The sequence below is a fragment of the Acetatifactor muris genome (assembly GCF_024623325.1).
Lineage (GTDB): Bacteria > Bacillota > Clostridia > Lachnospirales > Lachnospiraceae > Acetatifactor > Acetatifactor muris.
In genome coordinates, this window is record NZ_JANJZD010000011.1 from 1 (window position 1) to 15397 (window position 15397).

At 46.4% G+C, this 15397-nt stretch carries 15 protein-coding genes and 1 pseudogene; 2 read left to right on the forward strand and 14 right to left on the reverse strand.

The window, feature by feature from the left end; all coding sequences use genetic code 11:
• Nucleotides 1–158 precede the first annotated feature (158 nt).
• Nucleotides 159–809 (reverse strand): annotated as a pseudogene (locus NSB25_RS11900) (IS630 family transposase); the annotation flags it as partial.
• A gap of 442 nt (nt 810–1251) precedes the next feature.
• Nucleotides 1252–1755 (reverse strand): DUF5720 family protein, encoded by a 504-nt coding sequence (locus tag NSB25_RS11905; protein ID WP_242982427.1) that lies wholly within the window; start codon nt 1753–1755, stop codon nt 1252–1254.
• 9 nt (nt 1756–1764) lie between these two features.
• Between NSB25_RS11905 and NSB25_RS11910 the strand changes: the two genes are divergently transcribed.
• Nucleotides 1765–2418 (forward strand): transcriptional regulator, encoded by a 654-nt coding sequence (locus NSB25_RS11910; RefSeq protein ID WP_242982426.1) that lies wholly within the window; start codon nt 1765–1767, stop codon nt 2416–2418.
• Nucleotides 2419–2538: 120 nt separating this feature from the next.
• Here the strand turns inward: NSB25_RS11910 and NSB25_RS11915 are convergent, their stop codons facing one another.
• The 6 genes from NSB25_RS11915 to NSB25_RS11940 form a co-directional block, all read right to left on the reverse strand.
• The gene (locus NSB25_RS11915) at nt 2539–2721 is read right to left on the reverse strand and encodes a hypothetical protein (RefSeq protein WP_016284131.1); all 183 of its coding nucleotides are present in this window, start codon (nt 2719–2721) and stop codon (nt 2539–2541) included.
• Entirely contained in the window at nt 2699–2983 is a 285-nt protein-coding gene (locus tag NSB25_RS11920; protein ID WP_103239999.1) for a BrnT family toxin, read from the reverse strand. Before NSB25_RS11920 ends, NSB25_RS11915 begins: the two co-directional genes overlap by 23 nt.
• Before the next feature lie 100 nt (nt 2984–3083).
• A complete protein-coding gene (locus NSB25_RS11925; protein ID WP_172455115.1) occupies nt 3084–3710 on the reverse strand; it encodes a GNAT family N-acetyltransferase in 627 nt (208 codons plus the stop codon).
• Nucleotides 3711–3764: 54 nt separating this feature from the next.
• Nucleotides 3765–4148 (reverse strand): TnpV protein, encoded by a 384-nt coding sequence (locus NSB25_RS11930; protein ID WP_103239997.1) that lies wholly within the window; start codon nt 4146–4148, stop codon nt 3765–3767.
• A 358-nt stretch (nt 4149–4506) separates the two neighbouring features.
• On the reverse strand, nt 4507–4704 hold the full coding sequence (locus tag NSB25_RS11935; protein ID WP_207656160.1) for a tyrosine-type recombinase/integrase: 198 nt from the start codon (nt 4702–4704) through the stop codon (nt 4507–4509).
• A 441-nt stretch (nt 4705–5145) separates the two neighbouring features.
• Nucleotides 5146–6129, reverse strand: coding sequence for an Rpn family recombination-promoting nuclease/putative transposase (locus NSB25_RS11940; RefSeq protein ID WP_172455114.1), 984 nt, complete (start codon nt 6127–6129; stop codon nt 5146–5148).
• 123 nt (nt 6130–6252) lie between these two features.
• Between NSB25_RS11940 and NSB25_RS11945 the strand changes: the two genes are divergently transcribed.
• Entirely contained in the window at nt 6253–6534 is a 282-nt protein-coding gene (locus NSB25_RS11945) for a hypothetical protein (protein ID WP_242982425.1), read from the forward strand.
• Nucleotides 6535–6682: 148 nt separating this feature from the next.
• On the opposite strand, the gene NSB25_RS11950 is transcribed toward NSB25_RS11945, so the two are convergent.
• From NSB25_RS11950 to NSB25_RS11975, 6 genes are all read right to left on the reverse strand, one after another.
• Complete coding sequence (locus NSB25_RS11950; protein WP_103239994.1) at nt 6683–9418, reverse strand: sensor histidine kinase; 2736 nt, start codon at nt 9416–9418, stop codon at nt 6683–6685.
• Nucleotides 9381–10091 (reverse strand): response regulator transcription factor, encoded by a 711-nt coding sequence (locus NSB25_RS11955; protein ID WP_103239993.1) that lies wholly within the window; start codon nt 10089–10091, stop codon nt 9381–9383. Before NSB25_RS11955 ends, NSB25_RS11950 begins: the two co-directional genes overlap by 38 nt.
• Nucleotides 10092–10386: 295 nt before the next feature.
• Nucleotides 10387–11190 (reverse strand): ABC transporter permease, encoded by an 804-nt coding sequence (locus tag NSB25_RS11960; RefSeq protein WP_103239992.1) that lies wholly within the window; start codon nt 11188–11190, stop codon nt 10387–10389.
• The gene (locus NSB25_RS11965) at nt 11187–11981 is read right to left on the reverse strand and encodes an ABC transporter permease (protein ID WP_103239991.1); all 795 of its coding nucleotides are present in this window, start codon (nt 11979–11981) and stop codon (nt 11187–11189) included. The genes NSB25_RS11960 and NSB25_RS11965 overlap by 4 nt, the downstream gene beginning before the upstream one ends.
• Nucleotides 11978–13039 carry an ABC transporter ATP-binding protein gene (locus NSB25_RS11970; RefSeq protein ID WP_103240026.1) on the reverse strand — a complete coding sequence of 354 codons (1062 nt, stop codon included), beginning with the start codon at nt 13037–13039 and terminating at the stop codon, nt 11978–11980. The genes NSB25_RS11965 and NSB25_RS11970 overlap by 4 nt, the downstream gene beginning before the upstream one ends.
• A 334-nt stretch (nt 13040–13373) precedes the next feature.
• A complete protein-coding gene (locus tag NSB25_RS11975) occupies nt 13374–15359 on the reverse strand; it encodes a phospholipase D-like domain-containing protein (protein ID WP_103239990.1) in 1986 nt (661 codons plus the stop codon).
• Nucleotides 15360–15397 lie beyond the last annotated feature (38 nt).

Consider the following 15397-nt stretch of genomic DNA (forward strand, 5'->3'; position numbering starts at 1 on the left):
AGCAAAGGTTGACTGGCATTTTAGGACAGGTGATGCCAGAATAAAGCTTAAGTCTCTATACCCCAATTTTACTATCGCCTCTTAAAAGGCGGTAGTAAGGTTAAATATCGTCATGTCAATACACTAGTATAACTCACGCTAATTAACTTTATGTTTTATTACGCTTTATCCTCCTGGGTCCGTTTACTCCTTTTACGGGGTTTAGGTGCCCTTTTATCTTTATCACATGCTTTGGCCGCTTTATGGTTGACGACCTCATATATGATCTGGCTGATATCCTCTTTTTCAAGGTCGATATCATCCAGCTTATATGACCAATGATACGGTACTGGTACTTTGTTGATTTCTGTGAAATACTGGTATATCCTCTCTTCCAGTTCCTCTTTGCTTGTCACACGGATTCCAGACAGCATTTGTTTCGTCAGCTTACTGAAAAATCCCTCCACCATATTCAGCCATGAACCATGCGTCGGAGTAAATACAAATTCAAACCTGCCCGGAACTTTATTCAGGTATTCCTGAGTCTCCTTTGATGTATGTGCCGAATGGTTATCAAGGATGAGCCTGATTTTATCTCCCGACGGGTACTTTTGATCCAACATGTCCAGGAACCTTACGAAATCAGAACTCTTGTGGGTCGGGCTTACGAGCGGGAATGCCTCTCCGGTAAGCAGGTCGATGGCGGCCAGCAGCGACAGCGTGCCCAAACGGATATATTCATAATCACGACATATTGTACTGTAATTGCCCGTGTCCGGGATAGGCGGACGATCCTTTGCTGTTGAATCTGTCGCCTGTATCCCCGGTTTTGAATATTTCACGCTGGGGGAGCCATTGATATTCATTTGAGATCCACCAGTGCATGTATGAGTACCACTTACCTTTTGCCATTCGCCATGATACTCAAAATGGGGCTTCTGTGTCAATGACAAGGGCTTACGCCTGCGCTGGCGCGCATCATTGACACAAAATCCCCATTTGAGTGGGGGTAAGTAAGCAAAAGTAAGAGTGGATCTGTTCTACGAACCACTGGTTTCATTAGGAAATCTGGTGGAGCTTATGCACAGTAAGATCTGGATCCCTCATCGCGGAATAATCAAAAATTGCAAACAGATTATCCGACAGTCAGGAATTATCTGTGACAATTACGGCATAGACAGCATAAATCAGAACGCGCCCGGCTCGTCCACGTTAAAACTTTTATTTAAAAATCAAGACGCGCCCGGCACACTTTGATTTTGGTCAGGCTTTTTACCGTTCCTGCTGTTTCGGCTTCTTGTCGGGATAGAGCTTCCCGGCAACAACGGCGGCATGGCTCTTTATCTTGATTTCTCCCTCCTGCTCGCTGCGTTTTGCGTTCCGGTAGCCTTCGTCGGAAAGGTAGAAACGGAACCGTTCCCCTTTAAAGCCGACAAAGCAATCCTTCTGTACTTCCAATGTAATCATGTGACGGGTTTCCGGTCGGAACCGTTCTTTTCCTGACAGGTCATGCCCCTGCATGATTGGCTCCTGTATCTTTGCCGCCGCAAGCCGCCGGCGGATGGAATTGTCACGCTCTGCAAGGAACCGTGCTTTTGTTGCGGTAACAAACTGGCTGCACTCCGGTTCCGGTATCTTTTCCAGTTTCCGGATGGCGTTCTCCACGATTGCCTTTGTCAGTAAGTCCTTTATCACCGGCACGATTTCCTTCATGCCTGCAAGGGTTTCCGCCTTGGTCGGTGCAGCGTACTGGTTGATATCAAGGAAATCAGCCACAAAAATCTTGTGGAACTGGCAAAATTTTACGGGGTGTCAACAGATTACCTTCTCTGCCTGACAGAGAACAGGAACCATCCGGGCATGGAACTTACGGAGCTGCATTTGAGTGACGGGATGGTGGAACTGCTAAAAAGCGGGCGTATCAATAACCGGCTCCTGTGTGAGATTGCCACGCATGAGGACTTCGTTACCTTAATGACAAACACAGAAATTTATGTGGATGGTGTCGCCACTTCCCACTTCCAAAACTTCAACAGCCTTCTGGAAGTCCTGCGGGGGCAAGTCCTTTCCCAATATCAGCTGGTAGAGGAAGATACCGCTTTAAAGGCGTTGGAAGCCATGCAGATACAGGAAGAAGATTATTTCTGTCAGGTCACGCACCGGACTTGGGACACTATCCTCCATGCCATAAGGGAAACGCACAAGGACGATACGGACAGTGCGCCAGACGACTCCAATGCCATGAAACTAATCAAGGACGCAAAGAAGGCACTGGCTGTGCCGGGTTCCTATCTGGATGTGTTCACCGCCCTCATGTGTACACAGCTTCAAATCCGGTATGAGAAGCTGTCTGAGCAGGAGCGCACGGTTCTGAAGAATGTTATGAAGAAAACTCCGGCATATAAGGATTCACCATTGAGCAGGATGAAGCGCAGATAAGGAAATGCCGTTACTTGGTTTTTGGTCCATGCAACGGCATTTGGAGTGGTTCAGATTCAATTTTTAGGGGTATAAGCCGGAATGTCCGGGACAGTGCGCTCTTGATTCGTAACAGAGTTGCTATGCGTTCTTCTTATTTCTGTTGCGCTGTGCCACGGAACATCTGAACGCCTTAAACATTGCCGGGGACAGTTCCGGGGAATCTTCATCAAATTGAATTTCCCGCTTGGCCGCCGCCCTGACTTCCTCCAATTGTTCCGGCGTTGGAACCTGGCCATCCTTAATTGTAAAAGTTTTGGTCATAATAAAGCCTCCTTTCACTTTCCGTTGCCAATCTTGCGGAGATTAACCGGATATTCTCCCCTCGCTCGGTAAATACAACAAACAATAAATCGCCAACCATACCGATTGCAATATAACGGTCTTCTTCTATACTATGCTCGAAATCATACATCTCTATGTAATGTTCATCCCGAAAAACGTATGAAGCCGTTTCAAAAGAGATTCCATGTTTTTGGCGGTTGATACGTTCTTTTTCCTCGTCCCATTCAAATTTTAGTTCCATATAATTTCCCTCTTTCAAATAAACACGGCATGGTCTACACAAGTATGCCTTTGCTTTGTAACGGATTTTTCAAAGTCCCGATAAATGGGAATTTGAAACTCTATTTTTGAGTGAGAATATGCCAAACATCATCACCAATAAATCCACATTTTCTATATAGGCTCTGCGGATTGGTCGGATTATTCACTTTCCCTGATACGGTTGCAAATTCAGCTATACCCTGCATTTTTAACAACAAACTATTCACTATCAACTGCCCATAACCTTTCCTTCGATAATGAGGAAGTACTTGTATCCACTCTAAAATCAATTCATTAGTTTCCCTGTCATAGTCGGCTATTCCTCCTGCGACAATATTATTTGAATTTTGTTCCTTAAATAAAATCCACAAGTCAGGGCAATAAACAGGAGTTCTGCGATAACGTTCTATTTGTTCTTTGGTAATGCTTATATCACTATAACTTGCATTTATGAGCCAAACAAATTCATTTATATTGGACAAGCCAGACACTGGTTCTACATCAGTCAAAAATACTTGATCAATATTTTTTAAATTATGAGATAGCCGAAAATATGGCTCATCTTTGTAGCCTCTAAGCATTCCAACAGAAAAATCTCTATCATGAATTATTTTCATATTTTGGGGCACAGCGAGTTCTTTTGATTTCCAATATGGAATACTTAAAGTACCACATGGGTCATTCACATATTCTTGTAATAAAAGCATAGAACACATCTCCAAAAATCCCAATTTATCGTCTAAAATAATTCTACCACATATCTATAAATAAATCATCTCACTTTTTATGATTTCCTCCGCCCGGTTGCGGATATTGTTCATCTGGCCTACCCATTCAAGCTGGTTCCGGGCTTTCAGTTCCTCGGTCACTCCCTCAGCGGCTTTCATCTGCTCCATGATTAAGTCAAGCCGTTCCTCCGCCTGCTCGTTCAAGTCGGCAAGGTACGTCCACAATTTCCCGATCAGGATAAGGGATCTGTACCGTGCCGGATGTTCCTGTTTGACATATTCCCGGTGCAGCCGCCCATAGCGTCCGATGGGGCGGCTTTCCTCCGGCAGCTTCAAGTCCGGGATATAGTAGTCGCCTACCAACGTATAATGCAATCCATTATTCCCATCATAAATATGTTTTTTCAATTTATCCATGGTGTTAATCTCCTCATTCTGGTTTTATAATCGCAAGTCTGACTCTCCAGAAATATTGGTAAATCATTGGTAAAATTGAGTAAGAAACACGGAAAACATTAGATTTATAAGCATTTTACCATGACCAACAAATCCTGCCGTGGCACACAAATAATATTTTTACCATACTTCTCATATCTCCTTATATCTCGGTATATCCTCGTTTTTCCTTATGTTTTCAAGGTTTTCTCTCTGACCTCAAAAACTCTCTACGTCCTATATCATAGCATATCTTCCTATATCTTGTCCTCCAAAACAGGTAAAAAAAGGTAAAATGACCTCTTTTTTACCTATCCCAGAGGTAAAACCCTCATGCCCGTTACCCGCCGGAGAGTCTTCTCTCCAACTCCCTCACTTCCTTTTCTACGTCGTTGAATTTATAATGTGTGTAATATCCAAGAGTTGTTGCAATATCCAAATGACCCATGAGATATTGCAGTGACTTCGGACTGATACCCGCCTTTGCCATGTTGGTACAATATGTATGCCTGCAAATATGGAGTGTAATGACAATTATTCTTGCTCATATCAATCTCCCTACTTGATATAAAAGAAAGTCCATTACCTTGTAACATGCGCCATACATCTTAAGATAAGCAGCATATAAAAGCGGCGATTCCTGCTGTCAGAAACCGCCGTTTTTCATTCCCATAGTATTGTATGCGTCACATATTTGAAAATAAATCGTTTTCTACCGCCTCATATTCCTCCTCTGTATATCCGTAGGACAGTATTTACTCTCTGGTTATATTTGCTTTGATTATTCTTTCAATGGCGCGTTTTCGCTCTTTCTCAACGATATTCTGCGCTAAATTTGTTTCTGCCATTGCCGCCTTGTCCTTTCCTGACCATCCTGCAGCACAGGATTCTATAGGCATCACTTAATCTTGACAGCGTTTCCAGCCCATAAACATAGCGGTCATAAACAGGAAGTGTGCAAGTGCTTCATCCAACATTCTTATGCCAACTGCAGTACAGCTAAATCTCTGACAACTTCAATCGGCAAGTCTGAATCTTCCGCAATTTCCTCAAGAGTTAGTTTCCCTCTCGCAATCAGACGGCGGGCAGATGCTTTTTTCTCTTCCAATGCCCTTTCTTCTGCCCTTTCTTCTGCCATCTCTTGTGCCATCTCTTCTGCCATCTCTTCTGCCATCTCTTCTGCCATCTCTTGTGCCATCACTTCTGCTATTTCTTTCGCCCTTACTTCTCCCCACTTCTCTACCAAATCCTCAAATAACTGGCTCATAACCTTCTGGCCTCCTTCCGTCTCCTTAAAAAACTCCACTTGCCTTGCCAATATCGGATAGAACATATCCACAGAACTCAAACATCTAAAGTCATGCATCAGTCTTCCAACAGGATCGCTGTCGTCCTTATAGCTGCCATTAACATATATGATATGGGAACCATCCCCAAAATATGTACCCGTCTCTTCAACAGTCCGATTGACATGATACAAGGGACGCCCCGCTCCCATGACATCGCTTGCCGTTATGAATATCACATAGGAATCATGAATTTCTTTAAATTCCTGCCCGGCTTTCAGCATTTTCGTATCGATCATGCTGCTATGGAACCTTGCCCTGTGCGGGTCTGCTCCCTCTGATGCTCGCTGAACCTCCACATCATAGACCTTATCATTCCTGTCCACCGCATAAATATCTATGGTGATGGAGCGTCCTCCAGACATCGGATTTCTATATTCCCTCTGTCCGATCACCTCCAGCACCTTTAAATCGCTTCTCTGCAGGATGATGTTCAGCAGCAGTTCTGTGGCCTCAGTATTTCTGTCAAATACAAGCGCCATCAGGTTGTCATCCAAAAGACACATTTCACTTATTGCTTTCAGAGCCTCTTTTTTTAATGCTTTCGGGGTTTCTGTAACCATTACACCACCTGCCTTCTTATTCACTATCATATCATGATTGTGTTTCTTTTTCAACCGTCTCTTCCTTTCTTGAGTTTCCGCAGTTTTATCCACATGCATGCAGTTTGATAGAACTGATTATCCACGGTTTTCAAAAAATCCCAAAATATAAGGAATCCTGGCCGATTTTGTAGTAGAATGAAGATTTCCAGGAAGCTTTCCAGACCTGACAGGAAGTTCACCTCCGACATGTCCTACGGCATGCTCGCTTCCGGCAGCTGCCTCCTGACAGATATTGTTAACCAGCTCCACGAAGATTCCAAAAAGGTCAATTCTGTGGAACGGCTCACCAGACATCTGGGCAGAGGCATTCCTGCAAAAGCTTTGCACTCTTATCTGTCAACCATCCATAAATGGGTCCCAAAAGAGCCTGTCATCCATATCGATGACAACGCACTTTCCCATCCACGGTTCCACTGACCAAGTATGTATCACATGGAAAACCGTAAAGGCATTCCCTGCTCCCCGCGCGCCTTATGCGCCGCCTCTGCGGCATATTTCCTCTGCATGGGGCTATATAAAAGCAGGAGGCTTGTCCTGCCTCCTGCATGTCATGCGTTTTAACCTGTTACTCAACAGCAATATACTTCTCTTCTTCCACACCTGTTCCATCTATCCCAGCCGCTGCCACGTCCACTTTCTCAAAAGAAACAATCACCACAAACAGATCTGCGTCTGTCTCCCAGCGGAAGGTCCCTCCACAGGCTTCCGTAAAGCTCTGGGCGATGGAAAGGCCCAGTCCGCTTCCACCGTCCGTCCGGCTCTGATCGCCCCTGACAAACCGTTCTGTGAATTCTGTTGCCCTGTCAAGCTCCTTCTGAGAAGTATTCTTGACGCTGGCAATGGCCATCTGGCCTTCCTCTTTCAGCGTCACATACACCCGGGACCCTGCCAGGGAATATTTGATGGCATTCTGGAAAAGGTTCTGGAACACCCGGTACATCCTCTGTCCGTCAGCTACAATCATCACCGGTTCCTTCGGTATATCCGTGCGGAAGGTTACCGGGCTGCCGTCAATTTCTTCCTCCATATCTGCCAGTGTCTGGCGCAGCAGTTTGCCGAAATCCAGCATCTCCATATGCATGGGCAATTCTCCGGAAGCCGCCTTACTCACTGCGAAGACATCCTGTACCATATTTTTCAGCCGCTGAGATTTCTCATCCAGAATCTTCACATAATCCTTCACATGCTCCGGCAGGCCTTCCTCCTGCTTTAAGAATTCCACATAGCTGATAATGGAAGTCAGAGGTGTCTTGATATCATGGGACACATTGGCAATCAGCTCTACCTTCATGCGCTCACTCTTCATCTGTTCGTCCACAGCTTTCGCCATGCCGTGACGGATATCCTCCAGCCCGGCCATGACGTCTTCCAGATCATGACCTGCAAAGCGTCCGCTATCTGTGGTTCTATGCATATCACCCCTGCGTCCCTGGCTGTCAGCATCACCCGTTTCCTGTTCTTCCTCTCCAGAGAGACGGCCGTTTTCATCTTTGTCACACTGATATGCCGTATTTACAGTACCCGTTTTCTCGCCTCCGATTTCCTCATAATTTCCGCTTCTGATTTCATAAATGCGTCCTGAAAGTGCCTCCATGTCCCGGGCTGTCTCCATGCTCTTAGAGCCGATGACATATTGCAGTACCAGGAAGAAAACCGTTGCCAAAATGCACAGCAGCTGCAGCGGCCAGATTGTTTCATAAGATTTCATACCCATAAAAATCACACTTCCCACCAGCAGCAATCCATAAAACAATCCGGCGACAAAAAGCAATATATTACGCTGTGCCATTTTCCGGGACAGGGACCTGCTCAGCTCTTTTCCGGAAAACTTTCTGTAAACCCTGCCAGTCAGGCTGTTCTTCCATATCTTCCCGTTATGCCGCAGATCATTGACGATCAGGTAAATCCCCCAGAACAGCACAGTCCAGACAAAAGATGGAATATTGCGCAGAATTTCCGTTCCCAGACTGCCTATCGCATCAAAACCATAATCGTATCCATACGCATAAATCGCTTCCTCCCACCATCCATAGCCATAATTTTGAATAATGACCATGACAGTCATTATATAAAGCAGATACAATATGCCCAGGAACAGCAGCACTTTTACTTCCACCCAGATCTTCGCCTGGAAATGCGCAATCCCTTCTGCCGCTTCCCGCCTGCTTTTTCCGGTAAAGAATGCAAGTATCAAAAGCAAAATACCCGCTCCCAGATACACAAACTCTGCTGCCAGTCGATCATGTCTGGCCTGCAGGTTATTATGCATCCAATAGAGACTGTTGTCATACTGTTTTGACTGTCCGCTGCCATAAGAACCCTCCATGTAGAGAACCGGTTCCTTTGTCACCGCAATACAGACCGCCGCCTTTTTCACCTTCTCGTCAACCTGGAAATTATTGTATCCTGGTACATACCAGTCACTTTCATCCCTGTAGAAGCCGTCTCCATAGACATCCACTTCTTTTCCGTCCTTGGTTATCCGCGTCTTTTCTCCGTCAAAATACAGGACAAAGTTATAGCCTTCCGGCGCACTCATACTGCCGTCCGCAGGCAACGCATCGGAATTGCTGTACAGCACCTTACCGTCATAGACAATTGTGTAGAGAAGATTTTTGTCTCCCCTGATATTCTCATGATACTTATCTGCGATTTTCTTCCTCTGCTCTTCCGTTAATTCCCTGATTTCTCCTCTGTTGTAACTGTTCTGTTCATTTTCCAGACTGTCCCAGTAATCCTCTATGCTGTCCCGGTAGTCCTTCAGTTCCTCCTGAAAAGATTCTCTCTGTTCAGGATCCATGCCTTCCAGCTCATCCAACATATAGAAATAGTTATCCCACATTTCCCGCAGGCTGTACAGATAATCCTCCAGTTCCCGCGCCGAAAGCCCCGATACCTCTTCCGCGTAAGCTTCTTCCTGCAATTCTCTCACATCAATGGGCTGCGGAATGCAGTAACTGTTCCAGTATTCCTCAAAGGAATCGCCTGCATAGTTACCGTAATACCAGGTTCCGTCGTAACCGCCGCCGTAATAGGTGCCATTGTTATATCCCCATATGCCGCCCAGCCCATTGCCCCCGGTGGCCATAATCAGAAAACTTTCCAGACGACTGGCAATATAGCCCCTAAATCTTACGCTCTGTTGATAATCGTCCTCCAGTATCCTGTCCACCTGCCAGAGCTTTGCCCCCGCAGGCTTGGTTCTCAGAATATCTGTCAGACCTCCCAGCGTCAGACTGACGCCGAGAAAGAAAATAAGAAAGCTAATTCCCCTTTTCCTGTTTTTCCATTTTGTATCCAATGCCCCACACCACCTTTATATATTCTGGCTCTTTCGGATTCAGTTCCAGCTTCTCACGGATGCGCCTGATATGCACCATCACGGTGTTCTCCGAGGCGAAAGCTTCTTCCTCCCACACCCGACGGTAGATTTCCTCCGCCGGAAACACGCGGCCCTGATTGCGCATGAACAGCTCCACAATCTTCGTCTCTGTGGGAGTCAGCTTCACCGGTTCTCCGTCGGCATAGAGAATTTTCTCATCCGTGCTGTACAGCAGACGGCCATTTCTGATCTCACCAACTCTGTTCCCCGCATGAATATCCCCCAGACAGGTGTATCTGCGAAGCTGGCTTTTCACCCGGGCTGCCAGCTCCTGGGGATTGTAGGGCTTTGCCACATAGTCGTCCGCTCCCATGGACAGGCCCAGCACTTTGTCGGAGTCCTCGCTTTTGGCGCTGAGGACAATGACGGGAATGTTCTGCTTCTCACGAATGCGCATCAGGGCCGAAAGGCCATCCAGCTTCGGCATCATCACGTCGATCAGCACCAGCCGCACCTGTCTCGAAGCGAGAATATCCAGTGCCTGCAGTCCGTCATAGGCTTTCAGCACTTCGTATCCCTCTCCTTCCAGCAGAATGCTGATGGCTTTCACAATCTCTCTGTCATCGTCCACAACCAGTACGCAATCACTCATGATGTCTCCTTTCGTCTGCCGCCGAACTTTATCTTCGAGCTGATAGTATCATATCCTTCTTTTTTTACAGATTTCCGGGGGTGTTTCTTACAGATTTCTTACGAATGTCTGCCGCTGAATGTTTTTGTTTTGCCCGGATACCGGCGACCTCAATGTCCGCATTCTTTGTTCTGACTTTAGCATGTCATACAGGAATATACAAGTGTTGATTTCAGGGAATTCTTCGACTGGGCCGGGATTCCTGCAATGGCTTACAGGGGACTGCCGCCCCTGCCCTTTGTGAATTAAGGGCGAATTACGAGCTCGCACTGTTATATCGCCGCAGCCCCCGTTTCCACACCGCACAGGTCAGCAGTGAAAAAAGCCCCACCACTCCCATTCCATAGACTGCCATCTCTGCCGACATCTCCCCCACCATACTCTGCACCGGCAATGTGGCCATAATACCATAAGGCAGAATCAGATAGAAAAGCACCTTGTACACCCCGTGAAACGCAATGCCCGGCAGCTTCATACACAGCTCAAGACCGGCCTCTTCAATCTGCTCCATTCGCGCCATGGACACAACATACAGAGAGACAGACCGGATAAGCACCTCCATCTCATAATATAAAACCGTCATGATCAGAATCCAGAATATATAGGCACCTGTTCCGGCCAGGGTCAGCCTGATATCCGCTGTCCCCACCCCATAGGCAATGATACATATGCTCATGAAAACAAGCGGTATTGAACCCGGGCTCACATTTTCAAAAGTCAGCCGGAACAGAGGGCTTACCGGCTTCGTCAGATACAAATCCAGGTCGCCGGATCTGACCTTGCCTGGAATTCCGTTTATTCCAAAGAAATAAACCGTCATGTTAATCGCATTGATCAGGGAAAAACTGCCTATATACAGAATCATCTCGCCTCTCCCCCAGCTTCCAATGGCATCCACATTTGCGTACACTGCCCCAAAAGCCAGCAGTTGTATCACAAACAGACTTCCATCCACAAAAAACGGTCCGAAGAAATCCAGCCTGAATACCGTCAGCCCATGAAATCTCAGAGAAAATAACGCTCTGAACACCCCCAGATTTTTCTTTAATCTCTTTCTCATATCCCCACCCCATCATACTTTCTTCGATATTTTTTCCAGGTCCGACGAATGATAATCTGCATGACCAGACACCAGCAGAGGATAATGACAACTCCCCGAAAGGCTTCTTCCGGAATCATCCCTGTCAGCAGCATGGAAGGCAGATAAGTGACATAGTAAAAAGGCAGTATTCTCATGACATTCACAACACCCTCCGGGAAAAGTGCCAACGGAATAATCGTTCCTGTAACCAGTGCCGTCAGGTTGCTTTTTATCATAAGGAAGGTGTCTATCCCCTGATATTTTAATGTCAGCAGCCCCAGAAAGAAGTTGAGCTGTACCATAAATACCATACCCAATATCGCCATAATCACCGCACTCAGCAGAATCTCAGGGTCTGTGGTAAAGGCAAACCAGATGCGGAATATCACCGTCCACACCGCTGCCGCAATCAGGTCAAATATTAGATAAAACAATACCACTCCCAGCTCCATGGCCATAAAATACTTTTCTATTCCCACGGGAATCACCATATACCTGGAAAAGGTTCCGTTGCGGATTCTGGCATGTATTTCGCCGCTGATTCCGTCAGACATCTCCAGCTGAGAGAGAAAAGAACTGACAATATAATAGGAAAGCATGCCGTGGAATGTAAACATTCCCACCGTGCCGCCCTGTTGAAAAACAGTCCCCCACAGCAAATAGGCGAACAGAATCCTGGATATGGTAAATATCATATTAAAAATCACATCCGCTCTCCATGCCAGCTGTGCTTTCATGTGTGTCTTTGACACCTGCCAGTATTTGCTCATGAAAGTCCCCCTTTCCCATTCCTGTTCTGTTCTGTCATTTCATCGCTTTCACAGTCGTCCTCTGTCCTCTGAAAATCCGTCCCGGCGTGATAGATACGTTCTACCACAGCCCCGAGATCTTCTTCCTCCACCAGAATGTCTTTCGGATTGTATCGCATAAGCTCCGCAAATAATTCTCCGGTTCTGTGAATGGCAGCCTCGTATACTTTTTTGTAAGGCTCATTCCCTGTCAGCCTTATCTCATCGGTTTTCAGAGCAATGTCACCCACAGGATTCTCAAAAGTGACAATCACTTTTCTGTTCTTCTGATACTGCTCAAACAACTGGTCTGTCGAGCCGTCATACAGTTTGATTCCATGACTGATTACCACAGTTCTTCTGCAGAGCGCCTTAATATCCTCCATATAGTGAGATGTCAGAAGAATCGTAGTGCCTTTTTCCTCATTGACTTCTCTCAGAAATTTCCGTATCTGTCTGGCCGCCATAGCGTCCAGTCCGATGGTAGGCTCATCCAGAAACAATATCTTCGGCTGATGCAGCAGTGCCACAATCAGCTCCATCTTCATTCGCTCTCCCAGAGACAGCGTCCGCACCTGAACATCCATCAAATCCTGCACACCCAAAAGCCCTACAAAATAATCTCTGTTCTTCCGATATTCGCTTTCCGGTATCTCATATATCTCTTTAAAGAGACGCAGGGTGTCATTGACTGTCAGTTCAAAAAAGAGCTGACTTTTCTGTCCCATCACAACAGCATACTGTTTCTTGAATTCATTCTTCAGGTCATTGGGGTAATATCCCATCACGTCAATTCTGCCTTCTGTGGGCGCGATGATTCCGGTCAGCATTTTAATCAGAGTGGTTTTCCCTGCTCCGTTGGGTCCGATGAGCCCCAGAAACTCTCCCTCTCCCACAGACAGATTCACCTGATTTACCGCTGTTTTTTCCTCATACTCCCGCTTCCACAGGCTGGCTATGCTTCCTCTGATTCCCTCTTTTTTCCTGTACCTGCGATATGTTTTTACCAGGCCTTCTGTCTCTATCACTATATGTTTCATCTCATATCCTTTCCACGCAAAAAAGACCATGACTGCCCCTGAAAGCATAAAATGTCATGGTCTACCTTCCGTATCCATTTTCTTTTTACAGTCCGGATTTCAGCCGGACCACTATATTCCATCATTTTAAGCTATTGTGAGGTAAAATGTCAACAGCTCACCTGCTGACATATGGGCAGACTCCAAACATGAAAATGAAAACTGCCCTGCAATATTTATTTTGCTTCTGTTTCCCTCACAATTGAACTTAACATGCAAACGCCCTCTCTATGTGTTTTTCCTTATTATACAGGCCCCTCCCGCATCTGTCAATCCCAAAAAATCCCATCCTCATTCACATCAGAAATCTGATCCACGGGTCAAGCCACATTATCACACGCCGAACCATTCTCGTCCTCCCCGGAACGTCTCCGGAAAACAATTCTTCCACCTCAGACCCGGATTCAGCCGCCGGGCAGGCCTCTCTCTGGTAGTCAAGGAAAATGTCCTCGAGCTGGTCATTTACCTCCCTGCTGTCAATGACCACCATCAGTTCAGTATTCTGATAAGCGCTTTTTATATCCATATTAAAAGAACCTACAGCGGACAGTCTGTCACCAATCAGAATACTTTTGCCGTGATAGGAATAATTCCCGCTGTATTCCAGTATTTTAAGTCCTGTATCCAGTATCTTCTCCTTATTCAGGACATAATCCACCGCGCCGAAATAATTCCCGTTTGTGGACGGCGCATTTGTCATCAGCATGACATTTTCATTCTTTTGGCATATTTCAGTAAACATATCATACATGTAATCATTACAGATAATGTATGGAGTATGTATGATTGTCTCAGTGTCGGCATGCTTTATCAGCTGACAGAGCGTCCAGAACGTCCATGGTTCCTTCGGGTATAGTCCCCCGGGATTACTCACCAGGCTTATATGGTTCACCGGAAATGTCACATCCGCATAATCAATGGCTTCAAACTGCTGCGGGTTCTCTGCCTGCATCCGGACATACAGCCTGTCCAGCTCTGCAGCCGCCCTTTTCACAGAAGCACTGTTCTCCAACAGCTTCCCATGCCTCCACAGGCTGCAGCATTTCTGTGCGACTGTCTCCTCGAAATGAAGGACCAGATCATGCACAGAACTGTCCGCGCCGCCCGTATTGTATACCAGGACATCTCTGTCATAGTTTTTATGTCCCTCCTGGTCTCCCAGGAAGAAATCAAAAGTATTCCTTCCTCCCGCCAGATATACGCGGTCATCGGCAATGATATATTTCTCATGCATTCTGCTCATGCCCTTCCAGGGTGTCAGAACATTTGCCCTGTTATAGACAATAATCTCCACATTATCCGTGGTCTCCAGCGCATAGAAATAAGGATTTCCCTCCACCTGAGTCCAGAAAGCGAATCCGTCCAGCAGAAGCTCTACCTGTACTCCCCGCAGCGCCGCAGCCCGAAGGGCAGCCATTATCTGCATTCCGGAAGTATCGGAACGCATCTCATAAGTTGACAGAATAATTCTCTCCTGTGCCTGAGAAATCAGGCGGATTCTTTCTCTGAGCGCAGCGCCGTTGTCCTCGATCATCACAGCCCGGTCCGCGGAAATTCCCTCCCCATAAAAGCTGTCTGCCTGAAAAGATTCCATATATTCACTGCTTACCTCCGGCTGTCTGCGGTAAGGCAATATCGCGCACAGAACAAAACTGATAACTGCCAGAATGATAATCCCTGTAATCAGCAGCCCTCTCCTTTTTCCCTTCGTTCTGCCCGAATCAGCTTCACCTGTCGTGAGCATTTGAATGTGAAATAGCAGATACATCCCCCAGGTGACGGCCATCACTGCCATCAGCAGATAAATCACTGCGTTTGACACCAGCAGAGGCAGATTCGGCACAAAAAGCAGCAGCAGAATCCCCGCGTCCAGAATACAGGTACAGGCTTTCCCATACCACAGGGCACCGGTTATTTTCCTGTCCTTTTTCATCAGAATCAGACCCATGACAGCCATATACAGTTCTTTTAAAAGGAAAAACACCAGAAGCCGGACTGTCAGCGGATACTGAAACGTCAAAGCCACAGCAATGCCTCCCTGGGTCAGTTTGTCCGCCACCGGATCCAGAATCTTCCCGAAATCTGTCACCATGTTAAATTTCCTGGCAATTTTTCCGTCCAGAAAATCTGTCAGAAAAGAAACCGCCAGGACCAGAAGCGCCGCAAGGTAAAAAGTTTTTGAGTCCGCACGATAATACAGCAGCAGAAATACCGGCAGCAATGCAATTCTGAAATACCCCATTAAATTTGGAATCGAAAAATATTCTCTGGTTCGTTTCAAGCCTTTCTTCCTCCTGTACCGCTGACCATTATTTGTAA

What these genes read in the sequence shown, in the direction of transcription:
- NSB25_RS11930 (WP_103239997.1), bottom strand. Translation starts at nt 4,148, where the DNA reads ATGGATAAATTGAAAAAACATATTTATGATGGGAATAATGGATTGCAT.
- NSB25_RS11965 (WP_103239991.1), bottom strand. Translation starts at nt 11,981, where the DNA reads ATGAGCAAATACTGGCAGGTGTCAAAGACACACATGAAAGCACAGCTG.
- NSB25_RS11970 (WP_103240026.1), bottom strand. Translation starts at nt 13,039, where the DNA reads ATGAAACATATAGTGATAGAGACAGAAGGCCTGGTAAAAACATATCGC.
- NSB25_RS11960 (WP_103239992.1), bottom strand. Translation starts at nt 11,190, where the DNA reads ATGAGAAAGAGATTAAAGAAAAATCTGGGGGTGTTCAGAGCGTTATTT.
- NSB25_RS11920 (WP_103239999.1), bottom strand. Translation starts at nt 2,983, where the DNA reads ATGGAACTAAAATTTGAATGGGACGAGGAAAAAGAACGTATCAACCGC.
- NSB25_RS11925 (WP_172455115.1), bottom strand. Translation starts at nt 3,710, where the DNA reads ATGCTTTTATTACAAGAATATGTGAATGACCCATGTGGTACTTTAAGT.
- NSB25_RS11915 (WP_016284131.1), bottom strand. Translation starts at nt 2,721, where the DNA reads ATGACCAAAACTTTTACAATTAAGGATGGCCAGGTTCCAACGCCGGAA.
- NSB25_RS11945 (WP_242982425.1), top strand. Translation starts at nt 6,253, where the DNA reads ATGAAGATTTCCAGGAAGCTTTCCAGACCTGACAGGAAGTTCACCTCC.
- NSB25_RS11955 (WP_103239993.1), bottom strand. Translation starts at nt 10,091, where the DNA reads ATGAGTGATTGCGTACTGGTTGTGGACGATGACAGAGAGATTGTGAAA.